This is a genomic window from Cerasicoccus frondis (assembly GCA_031296915.1).
GTDB classification, from domain to species: Bacteria; Verrucomicrobiota; Verrucomicrobiia; order Opitutales; family Cerasicoccaceae; genus Cerasicoccus; species Cerasicoccus frondis.
The window spans coordinates 24,034-46,890 of sequence record JAVDPC010000008.1; the positions used below are offsets into that span (position 1 = coordinate 24,034).

Sequence of the window (22,857 nt, forward strand, 5' to 3'; positions counted from 1 at the left end):
AGTCGTTGTTCTTTTAATTGAGGGCATGACTTTTCCAAAAACCCCAATTCCCCGATTAATCAGTCCAATGAAAGTCCGAACGGTCCCGCTAAATACAGAAGCAGGCGCTCTTGTGCGGCGAAGTTTATTCGTTGCAGCGTAAATTTAGGCGCAAGTTTTAGCACTAGACTGTCGATCAGCTGACAATAATTCCCAGAGCGTTTTCTATGAAATCCAAATCCAGCCCCATCATCTTCAAATTCCACCCCAAATTGATTTCTGGTCGTCAGAATCCTCGATCCGGTGGGTTTGCCTTGGTGATCTCTCTGCTATTAATGGGCTTTATGGTGTTGATGTTGCTTAGCCTTGTAACGGTAAGCCGTGTCGAGATGTTCAGCGCCGCTACTCACCAAACGCGAACCCAGGCTGAGCAAAATGCCTTGCTCGGGCTCACCGTGGCTATTGGGAATTTGCAGGAGAGTCTGGGAGGGGATCAGCGAGTCAGTGCTACGGCGCAGATGCTCGATAAGAGTCTTGTGGATGATTCGCACATGGCGAATTGGATCGGCGCTTGGGATGCTGCTGAGAGATTGCCGGATGGCAGCGCAAATCCAGACTACAAGAAACATATAGCCTGGCTAGTCTCTGGGTTTGATCGTAGTGGGGATGCCGAGACGATCCCTGCTTACGCTAATCCTTTCGATCAGGCTGGCGCCCTGATTGATCCGAATTCCGACGCGGTGCTGTTAGGTGAAGGGACTCTTGGCAACCTGACTGTCACCGATTATGTAGCTGCGCCAAAGGTTCAGCTCGAAGGTGGCGGTAGTTACGCCTATTGGGTGGCAGACGAAGGCTTGAAGGCGAGAATCAATTTAGTGAGTCGCACGGATATGGAATTGGGTAATTACCCAGGGGCAACTGATAGCTTGCAAGGCGTCTTGGCGCTCAGCGCTCCCTCTGGCGGCGATGCGCGTGTTTTCAGTGGATTGGAAACGATGAGTGTTAGTGAAGATCCTGACTTGGCAAAGAACATTGCACGGGCGGAAACACACAGTGAGGTGTTCCTTGCGGATCCCCTTTATAGCTCCTTGGGCACGCCACGCTGGCAAGCTGGTCTGCAGGAGCACTATCATTCGACCAGCTTGAATTCGCTGTCCCTGCAAACAGACACCAAGTCTGGTGGTTTAAAGAAAGATTTGAGTCTGCTTTTTGAGCTGGATGACGCAGATTTCGCAGATACACCCTACACGGGGCAATCGGGTATGGATGCGGTCTTCACTGACAGTTGGGCTGTCTTTCCTCCTTCGGATTTGAGTAATGTTTACGTGGACCCAGTTTCTGGAGATGAAGTGAGTTATCTGTTTAAAGAGCCGATCCCGCTTTATGGTAGCCAAGCTTTTGTGCGCGGTCCAACCTGGAGTTACTTGCGTGATTTCTATCGTGGTTACAAGGGTGTATCTCGAAACAATAGTACGTTTAGCACAAAAGTGCGTCCATTTGGTCCAAATGCATCTGACTTTTCCGGCGAGGGTGGAATGCAAGGACTGATTGCGACATGGGAGAGTGACAAAGGTGGTGATATTGAAAATAAAGATAACTACATTAATACTGTTGTATTTAATGACGCCACTGGGCAGGATGAGCCAGTAACGCGCTTAACTGAGCACGAAATGCTTCCTGTTCTGAATCGTGTTATTTTCATCTATTCTCTCTATAACGATAAGAATGTTGTCGAATACGAATATGTGGAAGGAGAGGAGCGAGTCGGCAATGAAATGTTCCGTGAGGCAGGAGGCGTTACGGACGCCATTGCTTTGACTATTGAGCCTTTTGTATATCTTTGGAATCCCTATAACGTCGCGTTGGAGTTTGATGGCGGATTTAAAATTCACGCTAGAGACTCACCCTTCGGGCTAATGGTATCGGTGGCGGATCCTGCTGCAGATATCATTCCACCCATTGCGGATACTTCGGTGCCGCAGATGTCTGGTTTCCTTGATGGTTATGGAAGAATAACGGGTAGGGGATTTGGAACCCTGGATCTGGTGATTGGCGATGGTGCTAATACTATTCGAATGGAGCCAGGCGAGGTATTGCTCTTTTCTCCAGGGAATGCTACACCCGCTACCATCGATCAACTACCCAGATCTAACGAAGAGCATGGCACGCGTAGCGCTCCATATCTTGAAATGAAGGAGGGCTTTAGGAATCATGGCGGCATAATTTTGGGGCGTCGCTTAAAGACAAATGAGAACATTGACCGGGATGGCTTGTTTCATCAGTTGAAAACTGGAGACACTACTCCCTTGGAGATCAATGTCTTCAATTGGGGGTTGAATGAGTACTACAGCGGTGGTGGAGGCGCCAATACTCAGGACCGTCGTTTTGATACTAGCCGCGCTTTTAATCTCGAATTCGCTTATGTGCCGAATCCTTCCTCGGGAGGCAGTCTCTATACTGAAGATACATTCATTCAGCGTTTGTTTCTGAATGTTTATGGGCCAATGGTAGGTAATAGCCGTGGGCCTCTGGTCGATTTACTTTACAGCGGATCCAATGCTGCGTTTCCCATGAGTGTGAATCGTGCGCAACTAGCATCTGAAGGGAAGCAGCCGTTCCTCTATTTCGGTTTGTATCAGAATCCTGTGGTCCCTGATTCTAGCCGGGTGTCTGCGACGTCGGAGTTTATCGGAAGCATGTCTCCCTTCGCGCCATTGCTGGATAAGCAATTCTCTAACCACTCGATTGATAGCCCGCCCTACACGGTGCAAATTGGCGGGACAGATGACTATTCGGAAATTCAACAGGATTCCGGCCAGGGGTATTTCGGTACGATGTATTCAGCGGGTGGAAAGTCGAACATTGTGGTGTCGGAGGCGCCAACATACCCATTGCAATCGCTGGCTAGTCTCCAGCATGCCCGGATATCACCGTCGACTTATATGCCAGGGCAGGCTATCGGTAATTCTTGGGCGTCTGGCTTCGTTGATTTGGATAAGACGTATACAGCAAAGACGGATCGACGTTATACCTTATACGATATTTCGTATCTGAGTAATGAAGCGTTGTTTGATGAGTACTTCTTTTCTTCTCTAACGCCTCGTTTGGACTTTAGTGATAGTCCGGTGAGTGAGGATATGGACCTTGAGTCAACGCTCCAGGCGATGGTGGACACTTACCTGAATGAAGGAGAAGCTCCTGAAGTGCTGAATGAGCGTTACTCATACATTGGGTCGACTGATTCGCTCATTAGTTCGGATTTCGTTAATGATCTCAGTGCGATAGATGGCTTTAGTAAAAGTGCGTCTTATTTTGCGGTTAAAGGTGGCTTTAATGTAAACAGTCTGTCCGTCGATGCTTGGGACTCTTTCTTGGCCTCGACGCTGGGGGCGGACTACACGGTTTTGAATCCTTCAGGAGGACTTTCTACGGAAGTCAATGGCGACCTGACGATCTTTCCGCGTTCGACATTAAGCAATGGCAGTGCGGCTGATGACCAGGATGAGTGGGTTGCGCCGAGAGGATTGACTTCTGCTCAACGGCGTGCGCTGGCGAGTTCTATTGTTACTGAAGTCCGCACGCGTGGCCCTTTCTTAAGTATGTCTGACTTTATCAATCGCCGATTGGTTGACGATGATACTGGAAAAAAGGGTGTCTTGCAGACGGCTATTGATCGCCTTGACATTAATGATGATGCTGAATTCGTTGACGCCTATACATCAGGCGTAGCCTCGGGAACTTTTGATGTGGACCATGTAACGAGTAAGTCTGGGGTCGGCACGCCACAGTATTTGACTCAGGCAGATTTGTTGACGCCGCTTGCTGCTGCTATGACCGTTCGCTCAGATACTTTCTTAATTCGATCCTACGGAGAGGTAAATGATCCGCTTACGGGAGAAGTGCAATCCCGTGCTTGGTGTGAGGCGCTGGTTCAGCGTATGCCTGAGTTTGTTAACCCAGAGGGAGATGAGCCTGAAACTCAAATAAGCAAGCTTCAGGACGTTTCGAATAAGACTATGGGACGTCGCTTCCGCGTTATTTCGTTCCGTTGGTTGGGAGAGGATGATGTATAGCCTAATGAGAAAATTATTCTACATATTGTTGTGGGGCTGCTTCAGCGTTGCTGGCTTTGCTCAAAGCGAGCAAATGGTGTCCGTGCGTTTTCGCTGCCTGTCGTTGGATGCGCCAATTCGCACACCGCTGTATGTGCGGCCCGAGGGGGGGGAGGCAATTCGCATCTATAACAATGCGAGGACGGACTGGATTCAATACAGTGGACCTTTGCCGATTGTTTTTTACAAAGACTCGGAGGTGAAAGGAGCGCCACGTGTTCCGGTGGCAAAATTTAATTTGAATCCTGAAGTTGAAGCTCCGTTGTTATTGTTTTCGCGCAGTAAGTCAGGCCCAGCTGAGTACGATATATACTCGATCAATGACTCAGCAGAGTTCTCTCCAGTGGGAAGCTTTCGTATCTACAATTTTACGGAGAAAGACGTGGCAGGCAAAATTGGCGACCAGGTTTTTCGGGTGAAGCCGAATGCGTTCGCGGTTACAAAAATTCCCGAAACCGATTCAGTCTCTATCAGTGTAAAGCTCGCGGAAGGCACGAGCGATGGTGTTAAACGTCTTTTTGCCGCTACGTGGAATTTCTCTTCGAAGTTTCGGTACCTAGTGTTTATCATGCCCTCGGACGATCCGACCCGGGGCAATATCCAAATCAGGAAAATTACCGATTACGTGAGTGGTAATTGAGCGTTAATCGCGAAGATTCTTACATCGTTGAAAATATAAATATTTTACTTGGCATAGTTGCAATAACGTTATAGTAATCATGCTAAACTGAAAGACTATCCCTGTAATCCCCACCCATCACAGAGAATTTATTTTCGATCTTCCTTTGGCGCTATAGACGCCTGATGAACCAATCTACCAACCCTAAAAACAAAAATATCGATATGAAAAAAAATCACCCCTTCTCATTTGCCGGTCGTTCTGCGATTATTGTCGCCGCGGCTTCGCTGATGACCGCATCCGCCCAGGCGAATGTTCTGGTCTATGATGGTTTTGACTACACTCCAGGCAGCGATATGTCTGGTCAAAATGGTGGCAGTGGCTGGAGTAATGGCTGGTTCACTTCCGGTTCCTACACTGCGACTAGTGGTTCCCTTGCGCCATCGACTCTCTTGAGCGAGAACGGATACGTAGCCGGGCCGAGTTCGGGTGGAACTTTCAGCCGAGAATATGGCACGAGCATCGTGGGAACTGGTGATGAAGAGTTGTGGTTCAGCTTTGCAATGAATCGAGCAGAAGATGGAGGCGGTAGTGCGAAGAAGTTGACCATTAATCCCTTCTCAACGACTACAAATGCTGAAGCAGGGCAGTTCTTGGGGATTTTCTCTGATAACAACACCACCGACGCAGTTGCTCGCATACGGTGGGGCACTTCGGCTCAGATTGATTTATCGTCCACTTTTACTTTGGATGTAAACATTGATTATTTCGTTTACGGGCAGGTCGTGTTCACCGAGGTGGGAACCACGACATTCAACCTTTGGGTTGTGGAAAGTTCGACCGATATCTCCACGCTCTCTCCTTCGGATCCGGCAACAGCTACAGTTGTTAGCACCAGCTTTTCAGCAGGTAGTCAAAATTCATTGGATACTTGGGCGACGTCACAGGGAGTCGAGCCAGGGAATTTTGATGAATTCCGTATTGGCGATACATTCTCGGATGTTGTGGTGATCGTTCCTGAGCCATCCACCTATGCTCTGCTGGGTGGTATGCTAGTGCTCGGTCTCACCGCGCTGCGCCGCCGTAAGTAAGTCTTGTTAAATTGATAGTCAATGGCCCGAAGCGACTCTTCGGGCCATTGATGATTAAGAAAGTATAACGTTATTGTATTTTAAATGTTCCCCCCTCTTTTTAGGCTTTCGTTTTTAAGCGTATTCCTCTTGGCCGCTGCCAGCTTGTCTGCCATTGATTCGGATGATGTTCCGATGGAGCAATTATCCATCACTCCGCAAATGTTATCCAATGCTGGCGCTGCGAATGGTTTGTTCGATGAGCAGACTATGGGAGCAAATCCAACGATGCTTGCGCCAAAGACGCAATGGACGCCCGCCGACAAAGCGCCTGTCAGCTTCGTGATCGACTTGGGGGAAGAGGCTCATCTTGGCAAAGTCATGTTCTGGGATCTGAATGGCCACGGAGATGTGGTGGTTTCGTCTGGGGCTGAAGGAAACTGGACTGAGCTTCTCGTTGAAGAAGGAGTGGGCTTTAAGCAATGGAAGATTCATGAGGGGCTTGATGCCCATACCCGCTACCTCAAGGTAGAGAAGATGACCGATGGCGGCGCCTACGGGGAGATGCTGGTCTATGCCTACACGCCAGAAGGTTCGGCCATGGTTGCCGAAGCAAAAGCGGAAGCCGCGCGCCGTGATGCGATAATCTCGAATGCCGTCGCTGAGGTGAAGAGCCGTCCTCTAGTCGATACTGGCACTTTATTTGGTGAGCTTCCCTTGGTTGATGAGGTGAAGCCGGGACTTGAAACCACACATTCTTTTATTGATTTTCCAGCCGGTGTTTCCCAAGTGGAAAACGTGCTGGGAAAGCCCGTTCGCGTGCTGCCCAACGAAGGTGAAGACGTTAAGTATTTCGCTTACCAAATGGGAGAAGGCAAATTTTTGGAGCCCGGTAAGCCATACCTGCTGACCGTTGAATTTCCAGATAATGCCCCGCGCTCATTCCACGTGGCTAATCGTGGTGGCGATATGACGAGAGGCATACAAACCGGGAAGGCGCTAGGTGATGTTATCTTTACCTACACCAGCACCAATCTTGAGCCGCTGGACATTCCGCTTTCGAATAAATTCATGACCTTTCAGCAGCTGTTTTGGCTTAATGATGGCTATGATGGCATCGAGCAAAGCCGCAGTCCCAAAGAGCGCATTTTCTCGCCCGTCAGTGGGTTTCGCGTCATCGTAGGTCAGCCAGGCGCAGAGCAAGCACCGTTATCGAAGGGTGCAGCAGTTGCCCGAATTCGTCTCTTCGAGGTGCCGGATGTTGAACGTTTCTTCGTTCCCTTGAAGCTCCCGGAAGGTCTGCCGTCTCGTCACCTTTTCTATCGTGAAGAGATGGCCGATGCAGTAATCAACTCGGCCAATGAGACGGAGCGATCGGTTACCAATCCTACAGACTGGTATGAATACCATATGCGCCTGATGCGGTTCCTGGGCATGAACACCTTCTCCAAGGATTTACTTGAGTTTGGGCATGCCCAGCACTGGGATGTGGAAAACCCTTCGTGGTATAACTCGCACAAGTTCCCGCATGTATGGGGCGAGGTGGTGGACCTCGTTCAGCAGTATGGGCTAACGCTGTTGCCATACTATGAGTATGCTGGCAGCACGGGCCGACAGGGGCGTGGACAACGTGGTAAGAGCGATCAACTCGTCATGCCGCTGGACGGCGATGACTTCACGCACGTAAAGTTCGCTGAAAAGAACCGCGTCGATTTAACCGATCCAGACACGCTGGCGGAATTTAAGCACATCATCGATTTGACGATCCTTAAATACAAAGATCGCGCAGAATTTGTGGGACTTTGGTTGCGACCACGTGTTGCGCAAATGCCGATGAGTTTCTCAGACAAGACTTTGGCCCGCTTCTGCGAGGAAACCGGCCGTGCGAAGATTACCCGTAAGGAACTAAAGGGTGACGACGCTACGCTGGACGCCTACTACGAATGGTGGTTTGGCAAGCGCAAGGAGTTCCTCGTCGCAATCTATGACTACCTTAAGGTAAATGGTGTTGGTGAAGACGGTGATCCGGAGTTGCTCTTCATGGCTGTTCCCAAGGAGCCGGTGCCGGACATTTTTGTTCGCGGCAATCATCGCATTGTGGTGACGGATGACACCGAGCTGTGGAAAGACATTTCTACCCGTCGTGAAGACTACGAAAATTTCTACGTGATCGATGAAAATGACGTGCCCGCACAGCATCTTTACCTGGATGCCATCACACGACCACTGAAGACATGGGGGACCTGGGAGTGGCACCACGCCGCGCCGCAGGCCGATCCGCAGAATTACAAGGACGCTGAGGGCATTCTCATGGTCTATCCTTATAACCGTAAATATACCGTCACGGATTCATCTGCGATGGACGAGTTCAGGAATGACACCGGCTTGGCGATGGTTCGACATTTTCCGTTGAACGAGAACACAATGGATTATGCTACTGGCTATTTTGTCACGGATTTCGAGCGCGTGGGAACCTATCAAATGATGCCCGAAGCGCTGGCGGTGGCCAATGGCGATCCGTGGTATCTCGGGTACACGAGCGGGCATGTGTTCAATCGCGGATTCCCATCCTATGCGCGCCGCTTTAACGCAAATTTCTTAGCCTTGCCTGCGTTGCCTAGCCGCGTGGTGGAGGGCGCCGCTAATCACCAAGCTGTCGTTGTCAGGGAAATCGAAACGGATGGAAAAGGCACCTATCTTGCGATTGTGAACACCGGCATCGAGCCGTTGAAATCTGTTCAAGTCAAGGTTCCTGGTAACGGCCGTGTCATTGCGGCGGCGACTGGGCGCGTTATCTCGGAAGGTGGCAATTCGGTGACTCTGGACTTGGACGCCTACGAGCTCTTTTCCTTACACATTCAATAATTCTTATTTCGCATGATCGCGAAGCAATGCCATACTTTTCAGACGTCGTCGCACGCGGTTTGTGCTGCTAGGCGTTTAATGCACCAATTGGGGCATTGGCGATTGTGCTGCCTGTTTATTTTAACTTGGGGGTTAAACTGAGGGACTTGGTCGTTAAGGCAGTTCCTGACCTTGGAGGGGGCGCGCGCTCACTCCAAGGTCAAATTGCTTTGTGCTATAGCGTAGTGCTTCGGCCAGGTGCGTCGCCTCCATTCGTTGGCTTTCGTCGTGAGCTCTGTTGATCTTCGGCGTAGTTCAATATCAGCAAAATTACCCCTTACTTTTGTTGATTAAACTGAAAAAATATTATGCGTGTTATCCCCTGTGTCTCCCTACTGTTAGCTTCTGTCATTGCCCCATCACTGCATGCAGTGGATCCCGTAGACGTCGATGACTTCGAAGTCTATGGCTTTGATTTTCGCAGTGACGGATCCATCGATATGAATGGCCGGTTGCTGGTGCCGGAGAACTATGATCCGGCGATCTCTTACCCGATCGTGCTTCTCTTTCATGGCGCAGGCGAGCGCGGCTCGGACAACCAGATTCAGGTCGAAAGGAATATCGCCTATCTCGTGGAGGCTGCCAAGGCGCGGGATTTCTTTATCTACGCACCGCAACTTCCATCGGGAGGGTGGAGCTCATCGCAGACCGACAATGCTTGGCGTGCTTTGGGTAATGTGATGTCGGACTACAACATTGACCGGCAGCGAATATACACGTCGGGCATTTCTCTGGGTGGTGGCGGCATTTGGCAATCTATCGAGATTTATTCCGATGTAGTTGCCGCGACATCTGCCTTGGCGGCCGTAGCCTTTAGCGCAGACGTTGGTTCGCACTCGATGGGTGAGCCCATCTGGTTGTTTCACGCGCAAAATGACGGAACCGTCGGCGTAAACACATCGCGCAATCGCGTGAATGAAGTGCTTGCTGCCAATGGTGAGCCGACGGTTACCTTTCCATTGGCCAACAACGATGGCTCTCCTTATCATTCGGATGGGACAACCTACTTGGAAGTGAATGATCTTCGATACTCGGAGTATCCCAATGGTGGACACGGTATTTGGAACAAAGTCTATGCCCAATCATTCCTCTACGACTGGATGTTGGCGCAAGAGGGAGACAATGACTGGGCAATCGGTGACACCTTTTTGATCGACCTCGGTAATCGCTCGTTCAGCGGCCTCGATAGCGATGGCAAGCAGTGGAACAGCACTGCATACGGCTACCACGACACTTTGGGCGCGAATATTGTGTTCCCGCGTTTGGAAAACTCTGGTCGCGCGCAAGCTGTGGTTGAGCTGGTTGAACCATTTGCCGGACATTCCTTGGTCACCTATGCACCGGGATCGCTTTTCGATGAGGAGATCTCCAATGATGGTTGGGTGACCGAAAGTAATGCTACCGAAACTGACGGGGCTGGCGTGCTGGCCTTAACCGGCTTGTATCCGGGCGGTGTTTACGAGGTGGAGATTTACGCCTATCAGGTGAATGACGACGGCGGTCGCGGGCGTATGACTCGCTACAGAATCGGTGATGAAGTGCGTGATCTCGAAGCGGCCTCGAACCTTGATACGACGGCGGTTTTTAGTTCTGTTAGCGCGAACAGCCAGGGGCGCTTGGAACTGAAGGTTTTCCCCACGCCGGATTCCGGCTCGCGCTATGGCCACATCAGCACAGTGCGCGTCACGTTTGTATCCGGTCCGAGTGGTCCGCTCGATAGCCCGCCTGTTGTAGATGCGGGAGCGGATCAGGAGTTGGTTTTAACGTTTGGTTCGACGGTTTCGGGTAACTTATCAGGAGCGGTTACGGACGACGGACTGCCATCAGGCACGTTGACTTCGCAATGGTCCGTCGTGGATGGGCCAGTTGGCTCGACTCCGGTTTTTGCTGATGCGCAATCGCCCAGCACGAGCGTCAGTTTCGATGAACCGGGTGTTTACATACTGCGACTGTCCGGTAACGACGGCGCCACGACGACCAGCGATGACGTTACGATAACCGTTCGGCTGGATGGAGGTTCCTTGGGTGGTGAAACGGTTTTCTATCAGAACTTCGACAGCTCCAGCCTCTTGTCGGATTACGTTGCCGCGAGTGATCCAGCGGTGGGTGAGTTCGACGATATTAGTGCGAATACCAATGGCGGTAGTTGGGAGATTGATGCTGGTCAGCTCGTTCACCAGCGCGATGGTGGAACGGGCACGGCGGGCTTTCAGCGTATCCTTTCAACGGGCGGCGGCATGTCGTTTGTCCGCATGGAGTTTGAGCTATCCGTCGAAGATACTTCCAGCTACAGTGATATCGCGGCGTTCATTCTGGGCGACTGGGATACTGCGTTTACAGACAACGCCAGTGGCAGCAATGCACAGCGGTCATTTGGCCTGATCGTTAAAGCGCGTGGTGCGGGTCAATACTACCTTCGGCTCACGGATGGGGCGACGAATTATGATACGCCGAATATGCCGACCAGTGCTACGCCGCTGAGAATTATATGGTATTCCAACATGTCCGGTGAAGCAAAAGTTTACCGAGGTGTGGATGGTATCGAGTATGGGTTGCCGACCAACTGCTCTGACCTTTGGGTGGATGATGCTTTGCTGATCGATGACGCTCCTCGCCAAGGGAACTATAGCGCTTCCACGATTAGTGCATTTCGTTTTCTCTGCTCTTCGGGCCAGGCCGTCCGCATGACCTTTGATGAATTGCGGGTGGTGGATCAGTCGATCATGGCCGCGCTGCCAAGTGCTTATCTGGCTTGGTTGGGCGAGTGGCTCAATGCTGGTGAAATGGGGGATGCCGCACTAGTCGACGCCGAGGCTGATCCCGATCACGATGGCCGCAGTAATTTACTGGAATACTACTTTGGCACGAACCCGACTGATCCCGTTGCGCGCGGTGGTGAAGCATTTACGATGAATGCGGCACGCGGCATCCAGCTAAGCCGCGATGCTGGTAAAGACGACTTAGTCGTCGAACTGTGGTCCAGCGTAAACCTTGCGGACTGGGAGTTGCTCGCCGTGAGTAACGAAGGTAGCCCGTTCGTAAGTACGAATGCCTACGCGGTAACGATCGAGGAAAATGGCGAGTCGCCATCGGAAGTGACGATCAATGATCCTCGTAGCACGGGGCCGAACGCGGAGGCGCAGCTGTTTTACCGACTGCGCCTCACGCGGGCTGAGTAGATGGTTACGCGGGCGCTTGTTCGACGAGTTGGATCGAACCCGAGATGGTGTCGCTGGCGACGTTGATGCTGTCGATGTCGGTCTTGTCCGTATTGATCAAGGCGAGCTTGTAATCGTGGACTGGGCGCAGGTCAACGGTTTGGCCTTTTTGCTTAAAGAGGGGATCAGGCTGGTGACAGAGCTGGCAGTTTTCAAAAGAGATGTCGCGCACGATGCCTTCCTGCGCCGCATAGAGGAAGGCGGGGGCGGGGGCTGCCATCTGAATGTTTTTAAAATGGATATTCCATACTTCGCCAAGCGGTTCGGAGAGATCCTTGAGCCGGTGTATTGAGCTAACGGAAATCGGCTCGCCGTTGCCCCACCAACTGCCGGCCATATAGCGGGTTTGGATTTTGATGTTCTCGCAATGCACGTCATGAATGTCGCCGGCGTCGCGAGCCTGAATCAGGATGCCGCGGTTGCTGTCGTAGATTTCGATGTCCTTGAGATGGATTTGAGACATGTGGTTTTCGCCGTGGCCAATCCGGATGCCTGATGAGCGGCTGGAAAGGCGGCAGTTTTCAACATGGATATCCAGTAGCTCGCCTTCCAGGTTGGTGAAGCCAAGCTCGATCTCCGGCTCGCCTTTGAGATCGCGAAAACCGGTCAATGCGATGCAATCATCGCCAGATTGGATATCCAGATTTTTCAAGACGGCATGTCGGCAAGAGGTCAGGTGAATGCCGTCGTTGTTCGGGATATTCTGATTGTGCGAAACGGTGAGGTTTTCGACTTCGATGTTAACGCAATCAGCCAAGTGAATCGTCCAGTATGCCGATCCACGCACGCTAAAGTCTCTCAAGGCGACTTGTCGGCAGTTGGAGAATATGAGTGTATTGCCCGGGCGTTCTTTGGGTTCGACGGGGCCGTCAGGGAATGGATTGTCGAAGCCAACGAACTCTGCGCCTTGCTTGATGGAGTTGATGTCATAGTCAATGTAGGTGCGTGATTGGTCCATGTAGAACCAGTTCAATTCGTCGCCATTGATTTCGCCAAGACCGGTGACGGAGATATTTTCCAGGTTTCGTGCAAGCAGAATACCGCCAACGTTGTCTTCATGGCGGTGATGCTCATACACCGGCGAGGCTTGCAGAATCGCACCTTTAGCGAGATGGATTTCGGTGTTCGATTTGGGGTAAAGCAGACCGGTCACAAAGCGCCCCTCAGGAATGAGGACACGAGTTGGCGTTACGCCATCTACTGCGTCGAGCGCGCGTTGCAAAGACTCAGTGCAGATCGTTTGACCTGACGCGTCAGCGCCAAAGTCGAGAATATTGATTACGGGTTTTGTTGACATGCTAGATAAGAATGAGGTTTTAATCTATCTTGTATAACGTTATAGTTGCGCTTGCGCATCTTTCGTCAAGCTTGATGATCTGTATGCCCACAAAAAAACGGCTCTAGTTAGGCGAAGATGGATCTATGGGTGTCAACACAACATGTAAAATTACGGATACCGAAGCGTTATTGGTGCTGGCTTTTCTGGACGAGTGCAATTGATTTTTGAGCGAATCGAGTTCCCAATTCATCGTAGCCACTTCGATTGTAATGTAGGCCATTTTCGTTGCCATTCAATTCGTCTGTGTCGATCCATTCTACCAAGGCGTCCTTCTCTGCGACATTGATTTGCGCTTGCCTGATTGCAAGCCAGTGGGGGTCATCTAATTGATGATCGCTAATGCGTCCAATAACTGCAGTGACATCTGGACGATTCAGGTCTGTCCGTAATTGGCTGATTAATCTAGCAAGACTTTCTTCGTAATTGGAAGACTGTTGGGCCTTGGCATCTGCTTCCCCCTGCATCCAAATGAAAGAAATAGTATGAATAGTCCTGCTGCTAATGGTTGAGTTTACTGACTCCATTAATCGTTGGTATAAGTCGTTGTTTCCGGGTTCACTGCGCTTGTTCTTAGGAGTCCAGTCTCCCACTGGTTTCCAGTCTTTATACCATCGGCGAATCGGTTGTCCGCTTTGAGCGTCTTTAACTAGTACTAGCTCATCATTGGGGAATGCCGCCTCAAATGCCGAAAGCATTGTAGTGGTTTCGTCGAGTCCCGCCATATTTGACTGTCCTGAGAGAATAAAAAGCCGGATCGCTTCTCCTTCACCTTGGGGTTTGCCAGCGTATGTGACTCGTTGCGGCTGTCGCTTATTTTTAGACGATTTTTTTGAGCCGTTCTCATTGGATTGGGGAGTATCTGTAAGTGCCTCAACATCCGTAGAATTCGCTGGCGGGGCTGGTGATTTTGCAAAGGCATCCGTGCACTGGATGCTGATTATTAAGCTCAAAACGCTTAGATGGAAGCTGAGGGATTTACACATTTTCATTGTCTGGCTGGATATATAGATTTCTTGAGTATTTAATGATGATTGAGGATCTGTATAAGGCCATTTGCTAAGAGGCGTCCGAACTCAAGCTCGCCTTCTGTGGTGTAGTGGATTCCATCTGGGGCCTGGGGGAGGGAGTCACAATTAATGACTGCGAATCCGGGGTAGATGAGGTCGTTTTCAATTTTGCGAATTTCTAGCACAAAGGGCCACCGATCTGGTTTGGGAATCGCTAAATTTATGATGACTGGTAACTTCGGATTTTCAAAATCGTTTCGAGCCAGATTGATGAGAGTAATGATGTTTTGCTTAAAGTTTTCGAGGTGTTCCTTGCTATTTCCATCACGCTCACCTGCTTGTAAAACCAGCCCTTTAACTCGTATTGAGCGAGTTCGCCTTGCACTCTTTACCTGATCTAAAATTTTCTGGTAGCCTGTCGTATCACTCACTGCGGTCAGCTTTGTTTGAATGATGCCAATAGGCTTGCCGAAATGCCGACTCATTATATCTCCAAATGTGATTTCAGGACCGAAGTTTCTTCCAGCTTTTTTCGGGGAAACCCCAGCTTGGAGCGGAGTCCATGTGTCATTTTGATAAATCAGAACTCTCGTATTTGGAACACGGAGCTCATCTGGAAGCTCACTGACGAACGCTGCATCGCCTTGCATATTACTCGTGCCCGCAAGAATAAATAAATCGAGAGAATCTTCGCCGCTAGTTGATGCGAGTATAGTGCTCATGCAAAGTAGAGTAAGAGTTTCTATGAAGGGATCTTACCGTCATGAGTATGCTTAGTTGTTTCTTTGCGAAAGGTAAAATGAAAGGAACATACCTTAACATTAAGCAGAGCCATGACACGATTTTTTACTCGTGGCCTATGAGTCGCATCGGTCTGAAGTCGTGCAATGATGGCAGATGGATTAATGTTAAGTAAACCGTTGTTTGTCGAAAGTGAATTTACCTGACAGCACTAGTGTCTGGCTTGCGCATGCAGATTTTTATGGATGCGTGAATTGACCCCGTAACCCCAGTGACCAAACCCATGATCTACTTCAAGTTTTATATTCGTTTGCTTGGTGTCGTCGTTGCTATGTTTATTACAGTTGGCTTGTCTGCGAACACACTTCCTAATTTAGTTATTCCTAATACTTTTTGCATTCAGACAAAAGACGGGGATATGTCCTCTGCTAATCGAAATTTGATTGAAGCAACTGGAACTCCCTATGTGCGGAAAGGCTTCATCTGGGGAACGATTGAGAAATCCCAAGGCATTTATGATTTTAGTTACTACGATGATTTTGTAGACGATATGCGCGCCAAGGGAATTGGCATTCTGGTGACGATGGCTTTCAATAACAGTTTGTACGAAAACCATGGAGAGCGGGCAATTTTAACCGCTCAGGGACGTCAGGGATTTGCAAACTTTGCTGCGGCTTTAGCGGATCGCTATAAAGATGATGATGTCATATTCGAGATCTGGAACGAACCGAACCTTGGCGGTTTTTGGGGTAGTGACAGCAATACTGACGAGATCGCAGATCAATATACCGAACTCGTGGCCGCAACCGTGCCGGTTATGCGCGCGGCGGATCCGGATTGTCTCATTTTTGCTGGATCTGTTTCATCTTTGGGAACCGGATCCTTTGGTTGGATAGAGCGTTGCCTTATACAAGGAATACACACGACTGGTATAGATGGGATATCTGTTCATCCGTATGGTTTTCCCTGGCCGGAACTTGCATACAAGAGTGGTTATGTGCAATTGCAGAACTTGCTTGATGTTTATGGCGCCGGTAATCTCGCGATAATTAACAGCGAAACAGGTTTTAGTGACGTTTATTTAATCAGCCGAGGAGTTCCTGCTGCTGATGCCGAATATTGGCAATCCTGCATGCTCGTCCGACAGTACCTGATTGATCTAATGGCTGACGTTCGCTTGACGAACTGGTACCAGTGGAAAGGCTCGAAATGGGGCATGGTAAATGATGACCTGAGTCTGCGTGCTTCATATTACGCTGCGCAGACTATGCTTGCTACACTTTCTGGCTATCATTTTGTAGAGCGAGTTGAGGTCGAGAGTCATTTAGATTATGTGATTATACTGGAAAATGATTTTGGGGATCAGAAGCTCATTGCTTGGACGGCGCCAACCCTTTCTGATCCAAGTAGCAATCGTCTGCCTACCCAACACGCCATTAGCTTAGATACTCAATCTACAGGCATGCTTGACGTGCATGATGTATATGGCAACGCATGGACTGTGAATGTAGTGAATGGTCAGATTTCATTGAATCTGGCCGAGGATCCTGTATTCGTGACTTTGAACGGTCCGATTACGCATCCCATTCTAGGTCCAGGGCACAACTTTGCTCTCACTGCGGCGACTACCGTAAGCTCAGGTATCGATAAGGGCGCTAAGCTAACGGATGGCAATACTAGTAGTAACAGCAATCGTTGGTTGGGCTCTGAATCGACTTACCCTCAATGGGCAGTTGTCGATTTTAAGCAGCAACGTGATATTACAGAACTTCGGTATCTACAGCATACTGAGCGTGTTGATGACTACGAAATTCAGGCATGGGATGGCTCAGCTTGGGTCACTGTGGTAAGCGGAATTGGGAATACGGATTTGGATATCATTGAAACATTTCCCGCAGTCACAACAGATAAAATTCGCTTCTATATAACTGCTGGATCGAGTACGCAAAAAGTTTACGAAATGGAGGTATACGGTCAGTCGACATCTTCTGTTCCAGTAACGCCTGTGAATGTTGCGCTTGGGAAGGTAGCCACAGCAAGCTCAACTAATGGTGGAAGCCTGCCGTCACGGGCCATTGATGGCGACACGTCAAGCAGTGGAAGCCGCTGGATGTCCAGCAGTTCTGAGGCATACCCGCAATGGATAGAGGTCGATTTGGGCAGCGATTATGATATCACTGAGATTAACTATATTCAATCTACTCAGAGAGTCGATGATTACGAAATTCAGGTTTGGAATGGCTCTTCATGGCTGCCCGTTGCTACTGGTGTAGCAAATACTGATCTGACCATTAACGAACAGTTTAGCTCAGTCACCACGAGTAAAGTGAGGTTTCTGGTTTCCAGCGGAACTTATTATCAAAAAGTGTATGAGTTTGAGGTCTTGGGGACACCATCAATTTAGATGAAAGGGACAGGCGTTGGCGCTGCAAACGCCAACGCCCTGGATTAGGCGATCGCGAGCCTACTGAGTATAATTGGCAATTCTTCGCTTTCGTTGATAATTGCGAGGAGTGTCTCCATAGGTCTGCTTGAATAATTTATAGAAATGCCCGAGGTTTTCGAAACCGCACTCGTGGGCGACATTGGTGATTTCCATGTCAGTTGTCTCTAGCTGCATCGATGCCCACTTGAGCCGTGAACGGTTGACGATCTCTCTCGGTGTCGTATTTAAAAATCGACGACAGTCACGGCACACGTGCTCGTGGCTGCGGCCTGCCAGCTTGATGAAGGTCGGAACGCCACCAACAAAATTTGGCCAAGACTCAACTTGACGAACGGCACGTGATAGCCAAATCGGCGTTGAGTTCGGTTGCTCCTGTTCAGGAGCTCTATTTGATAACAACGCGAGGACGCCGAGCAGGAAAGATGCGGCATTTACACGTGTCCAACGGCCAGCAGCTAGATCAGCCCCTAATTGGCGAATGCGCTCGCGATCTCCAATATCCAGGAAATATTCGCGTTGTTCGATTGCCTTGAGATCAAAGAAGACAGTACCAGTGTTGAAGAATTGGTCACGAATTTGATGCCATAGCTGCGTTGGAAATGCGAAATTGACCAGGCAAATCTTGTCTTCTTTATTCCAGGCTGAAAATGCATGTGTTTCATCTTCACGGATCAAAGCTAGATAGCCGGCTTCCATGTACTTGGACTTTCCATTAAAATCATGATTTCCGCGTCCGCTTTCTATCCAGAAAAGCTCATGGTAGTCTTGGCTATGGTATACTGGGGTAGGGCAGTATTGATAGTTCCAGACTTCATAGGTGCAGGCATATTGCTTCGGCCACTCATGGATGGAAAGATGTCGCATCAAGTGAGCGTAATAAAAAGTCAGCCTCGCACAAGACAAGACTATGCAGAATATGATACCCTGATTCATGCTTCCCAAACATCACCTTCCCCAGTTGATTCCCACTCGCGCAAGCGCAGCAATTAACAGATTATCCAAAGCCATTTGGACAGATGAGCAGCCTCTTAGCGTGGTCGCTACTGTGCCCAGCGCCCAGCAGGTGAATCTGGAAGCAGCAAAGCGAATGGAATTCCATCCGGTTTCGAATTGCTCGTTTTGGGGCAGGTTATTCGATCAGCGTTGGTGCCGACTTCGCTTGCCTGCGCCTGCTGGCAGCAATACTTGGCTTTTTTGGAAGGATCAAGGCGAGGCAACACTCTATGTCGATGATGAGCCATACTATGGATTTAATGTAGCCCACCGACATTGCCGCTTACCGGAGGGATGCCACGAATTATGGATTCAATCGAGTTGCATTCAAAGTGCAATCTGGCATCCGGAAGCTCGCGGAATGGCGGAGAAGGGTAGCTTCTTTGAAGGAGCTTCGATCAAGCAGCGCGATGATTACGCGTGGGAAACTTATCATGATTTAAAATGCCTGAACGACTTAGCGGTTGATCAGCGTAATCGTGAAAACCCTCATGCCATGGAGACATTTCGCGGCTTTGGGCTTCAGCCACCTGTGGACAGCTATTCCCCTGTCTACCGCAAGATGTTGTCGTTGTTGAATGACGCCATTGATGAGTATGATATAAATGGTGTCGATGCAATGCGTGAGAAGCTGAAGCAAGGTTACGCAGAATTGCACATGGATAAGACATTTGCGCGTTGCGTCTTAACGGGGCATGCGCATTTGGATCTCGTATGGATTTGGCCGGAACGCATGGGGGAGCTCAAAGCCGTTAATTTATTTGCGACGGCCAATTACCTAATGGGGGAGTACCCCGAGTATCGCTTTGCCTACAGTCAGCCTGCAAGTTACGAAGCTGTCGCTAAAAGAGAACCATTACTCTATGCGCGAGTTGAAGATCGTATTCGCTCTAAGCAATGGCAGGCCACAGGTGCGATGTATGTTGAGTCGGATACATTGCTTGCCTGTGGTGAGGCCTTAGCGCGCAGTTTTGTTTTAGGGCAAGCTGGATTTACTGAGATAAACGGAGAGCCAGCTAAGCTGACTTGGTTACCTGATGTATTTGGCTACTCAGCCTGTTTACCACAGATCATGAAGCAGACTGGGGTAGAGTACTTTTTCACGACAAAGATGACCTGGAATGCGATTAATGCATTTCCCTACAGTAGTTTCATCTGGCGCGGGAATGATGGATCAGAAGTGCTCGCACACGTCACGCAGGATTCTGGATATGTGACGCACATGACAATTGATAACATCAAAGCTCCGATGCACGCGAATCGTCAAGCACACGCTCATGATGCATTCTTACTGCCGACAGGTTATGGTGATGGCGGTGGAGGCGCCACGGACGAAATGCTTGAGCGCGCTCGACGTTTAGGCGCTCTACCTGGTATGCCTGAAATGGAGTGGGGGCACCCAGAGGAATTCTTTGCTGAGTTAAATACTTCACGAGACAGAATGCCCGTGCATAAGGGCGAATGCTATTTGGAATATCATCGTGGGACCTATACTACTCACAACAACCTAAAGGCTAGTTTTCGCGGATTAGAGCGGGCTTTGCAGGTCGCCGAGGCAGTATCCGCAGTCACCGGTAAAAGTTGGGAGATGGAGACTGCTTGGAAAAAATTAGTTTTTGCGCAATTCCATGATTACATTCCTGGGAGCTCGGTTTGGGATGTTTACGTGGAGGACCTACCGGTGATGGATGCGCATGCTGAAGAGCAAATTGCCTCAGCAAAAAGTGCGCTTGGCGCTTCTGGGGCGCCTTGCGTATTCAATCCGCATGCGGTGGCAATTCAGAAGTGGGTCACGAATCTTCAGACCGATGTAGATATTTATGTCTCAGTTCCTCCTCTTACTGGCTTGCCGCTTGAAGATGCAATGATTGCTGAACCAACTGGAGTTGTATTGGACGGGATGACCGTTTCGAATGAATTAGTAGAATTTCATTTAAGCGACGCTGGCTGGATTGATCGTTTGGTATGGGAGGGATGTGAGGTCCCTTTAAGTGCTCCTTTAGGACACTTGATGATCTATCCTGATCGTGCATCCAACTTTGAGGCTTGGGATATTGATCGCCATGTTTTGGAGCTTGGACAAGTTTGCGATGAGGAGCCGATCATCAAGCCGATAAAAGTAGGCGCGCACCGTGCAGGATTCACGGTAACGCGTAAAGTTGGCGCCTCGAGCGAGGCCAGTGTCTCTTTCATCCTTGAATCTGGGAGCCCCGTCATCGAGATCAATGTAGCGTTGGATTGGAAGGAAGAAGAGCACTTATTGAAGATGATTTTCCCAACCGAATATCGTGCTACCAATGCTCGCTTTGGCATTCCTTTTGGGAGTGTGCTGCGCTCTCAAACTTCGAATTCCCTTCAGGCAGAAGCGATGTGGGAAGTGCCGTTTAGCCGTTACCTCGCAGTATTTGATGAGGGGGAGAGTGCTGGAATGTATGTGCTTTCTGAATCCAAATACGGTGCATCTGTCCGCGATGGTATGGTGGGAGTTAGTTTGGTTCGTAGTCCAAAAGTAACCGGTTATGACCTGGGGCACGGTGCTGCCTGGCCACCTCACTTGACACGTTTAGAGGGCTTGACTGAATGCAGCGACATTGGTCAACATTCGATTAAAATGGCAATCGGTCGTTACGATATCGCGTTACCTCGTGAACGCCAGCCAGCGTTGTTAGCTGATACGTTGTTTACAGATATCGTCGCGTATCAAGGGGAGGGGTATTCACAGCTTCTTGAATCTATTGAAGGAGACAGCACACTCATTCCTTGTTGGGTGAAGCCATTGGAGAATGGCGAATGGATCTTACGCTTGCACGAAGTGGCTGGTCAGCGAGGAAAGGCGTCTTTGTCGTTTTGTCGACCGGTGTCTGTCTATAGAACAGACATCATTGAGTCTGAGTCGAATGGGCCACTTGAGAATGCAACGGTGAACTTTTCGCCCTATGAAATTGTTACCGTTCGCGTTGTTCCGATCTGATGATTTGACACTCAGTAGATAGAAGTCAGCACTCAGATGCAGTTGAGCCAATCTCCCACTTCGCAATGTCCTTCAGGCAAGGGGAGCGTGTTGAACATCTCGTGGCTTTTCGATCAGCCAATGGGCGCTATCATCACCTATTAGACTTCTCGATTCAATCAATGATGTTCGCAAACGGTTTACATCTGTTGTTACTATTCCGTTGAACAAGTTATTGGTCTCCCAAGGATCATCTATTAAATTAAATAACTGTGTTTTTCGAGAAGCGTTGTAGTTATACTCGATAAGCTTGAGGTTTTGATCACGGATTGTACGCTGGCTGTCACTGAACCCGGCTGTTATTTCTGTTCTGGGTTGACTGTCTAAAGGTTGAAAAAAACTACAATCTGACTTCAGTCCGACACGCTCCAATAAAGTCGGGTTTAAGTCATGCTGATAGCAAAGACTGGTTGAAGTGGCGCCTGCCTCAATGTCAGGCCCAGCCCAAATAAGTGGGACGCGCAATGAGTGCTGGTAGAGGTTCTGTTTGCCAAGTAGGCCATGTTGTCCGACGGCTAAACCGTGATCTGCAGTATGAATAATTATCGTATTATCCAGTTCGCCAATGCTGGCAATCGCATCGTGGATCTTACCGATGCATTCGTCCATATGAGAGATCATCGCATAGTACTCAGCTATCGATCGCTGGAGTTCCATTTTATCACGTGGAACGCCCAGTAGGAGTTCATCACGCATGCTCAAAGAACCATTGTCGAACAGGGGAACCGCCCCGGAGGGAGAGCACCGACGCCACTGTGAAACTTCAATGTTGGAACTTAACTGGATTTGCTCTGGAGCATACTGTCTTCGCCAGAAATCTGGTGGTGTTCGAGGGTCATGTGGGGCTGTAAAGGCGCAATAGCAGAAGAAGGGCCTGGATTGTTCTTTTTGTGAGTGAATAAAATCGATAGCTGATTGTGCGAATACTTCAGTCGAGAAGCCGTTGGTAATCTTGGCCCTACCCACAGGATAGCGTCCAGCGCTATCGAAATCGTGCATTGGTGTAAACCAGTGGTCGGCCATGCCTCCGAAGAATATATTCTCGCCTTGATTGAATGATCGCTGAAATGAGGTGACCCCATTGTGCCATTTTCCTGTAGCGAAACAATCATAGCCAATTGATTGGAGTTGCTCTCCTAACAAGGGTGGGACCTCAGGTTCTCCATCGGTGTGATACGTTTCGCCCAATAGCCTGCTATCCAGATCGAAATAAGTTTGTCCGGTATGCAGCATTGCTCTACTCGGAGAACAAATGGCTCCATGACAAGAACCGAAATGTTGAGCGGCAGCATAGTGTGTTCCACGTGCGGCGAGTGCATCCAGAGCCGGTGTCAATACGGGTTCGATGCCAGCGAATCCGAGTGCGTCGCCACGTTGGTCATCGGCTATAGTTAAGACAATGTTAGGCAAGCGACTCAT

The 22,857-nt window shown here is 49.6% G+C and carries 12 protein-coding genes; 7 read left to right on the forward strand and 5 right to left on the reverse strand.

Going from position 1 to position 22,857, the window contains the following annotated elements; genetic code table 11:
* The first annotated feature begins 206 nt into the window (after positions 1 to 206).
* The 5 genes from RBB63_RS08435 (at position 207) to RBB63_RS08455 (ending at position 11,863) form a co-directional block, all read left to right on the forward strand.
* Positions 207 to 4,052: a hypothetical protein gene (locus tag RBB63_RS08435; RefSeq protein WP_309383073.1), complete on the forward strand. Its 3,846-nt coding sequence runs from the start codon at positions 207 to 209 to the stop codon at positions 4,050 to 4,052.
* Positions 4,053 to 4,056: 4 nt separating this feature from the next.
* On the forward strand, positions 4,057 to 4,731 hold the full coding sequence (locus tag RBB63_RS08440) for a hypothetical protein (RefSeq protein ID WP_309383075.1): 675 nt from the start codon (positions 4,057 to 4,059) through the stop codon (positions 4,729 to 4,731).
* 203 nt (positions 4,732 to 4,934) lie between these two features.
* Entirely contained in the window at positions 4,935 to 5,801 is an 867-nt protein-coding gene (locus tag RBB63_RS08445) for a PEP-CTERM sorting domain-containing protein (RefSeq protein ID WP_309383077.1), read from the forward strand.
* A gap of 84 nt (positions 5,802 to 5,885) precedes the next feature.
* Positions 5,886 to 8,645 carry a hypothetical protein gene (locus RBB63_RS08450; RefSeq protein WP_309383079.1) on the forward strand — a complete coding sequence of 920 codons (2,760 nt, stop codon included), beginning with the start codon at positions 5,886 to 5,888 and terminating at the stop codon, positions 8,643 to 8,645.
* Positions 8,646 to 8,992: 347 nt separating this feature from the next.
* The gene (locus tag RBB63_RS08455; RefSeq protein WP_309383081.1) at positions 8,993 to 11,863 is read left to right on the forward strand and encodes a carboxylesterase family protein; all 2,871 of its coding nucleotides are present in this window, start codon (positions 8,993 to 8,995) and stop codon (positions 11,861 to 11,863) included.
* 4 nt (positions 11,864 to 11,867) lie between these two features.
* Here the strand turns inward: RBB63_RS08455 and RBB63_RS08460 are convergent, their stop codons facing one another.
* The 3 genes from RBB63_RS08460 to RBB63_RS08470 form a co-directional block, all read right to left on the reverse strand.
* Entirely contained in the window at positions 11,868 to 13,199 is a 1,332-nt protein-coding gene (locus RBB63_RS08460; RefSeq protein ID WP_309383083.1) for a glycoside hydrolase family 28 protein, read from the reverse strand.
* A 167-nt stretch (positions 13,200 to 13,366) separates the two neighbouring features.
* A complete protein-coding gene (locus RBB63_RS08465; RefSeq protein ID WP_309383085.1) occupies positions 13,367 to 14,230 on the reverse strand; it encodes a sialate O-acetylesterase in 864 nt (287 codons plus the stop codon).
* A gap of 32 nt (positions 14,231 to 14,262) precedes the next feature.
* Complete coding sequence (locus tag RBB63_RS08470; protein WP_309383087.1) at positions 14,263 to 14,970, reverse strand: sialate O-acetylesterase; 708 nt, start codon at positions 14,968 to 14,970, stop codon at positions 14,263 to 14,265.
* A gap of 302 nt (positions 14,971 to 15,272) precedes the next feature.
* Here RBB63_RS08470 and RBB63_RS08475 point away from each other — a divergent pair, with 302 nt between their 5' ends.
* Complete coding sequence (locus tag RBB63_RS08475; protein WP_309383089.1) at positions 15,273 to 17,393, forward strand: discoidin domain-containing protein; 2,121 nt, start codon at positions 15,273 to 15,275, stop codon at positions 17,391 to 17,393.
* A gap of 60 nt (positions 17,394 to 17,453) precedes the next feature.
* Here the strand turns inward: RBB63_RS08475 and RBB63_RS08480 are convergent, their stop codons facing one another.
* The gene (locus RBB63_RS08480; protein WP_309383091.1) at positions 17,454 to 18,299 is read right to left on the reverse strand and encodes a helix-turn-helix transcriptional regulator; all 846 of its coding nucleotides are present in this window, start codon (positions 18,297 to 18,299) and stop codon (positions 17,454 to 17,456) included.
* Positions 18,300 to 18,366: 67 nt separating this feature from the next.
* Between RBB63_RS08480 and RBB63_RS08485 the strand changes: the two genes are divergently transcribed.
* The gene (locus tag RBB63_RS08485) at positions 18,367 to 21,399 is read left to right on the forward strand and encodes an alpha-mannosidase (RefSeq protein WP_309383093.1); all 3,033 of its coding nucleotides are present in this window, start codon (positions 18,367 to 18,369) and stop codon (positions 21,397 to 21,399) included.
* A gap of 72 nt (positions 21,400 to 21,471) precedes the next feature.
* Here RBB63_RS08485 and RBB63_RS08490 read toward each other — a convergent pair whose 3' ends face one another.
* Positions 21,472 to 22,857 carry a sulfatase-like hydrolase/transferase gene (locus RBB63_RS08490; RefSeq protein ID WP_309383095.1) on the reverse strand — a complete coding sequence of 462 codons (1,386 nt, stop codon included), beginning with the start codon at positions 22,855 to 22,857 and terminating at the stop codon, positions 21,472 to 21,474.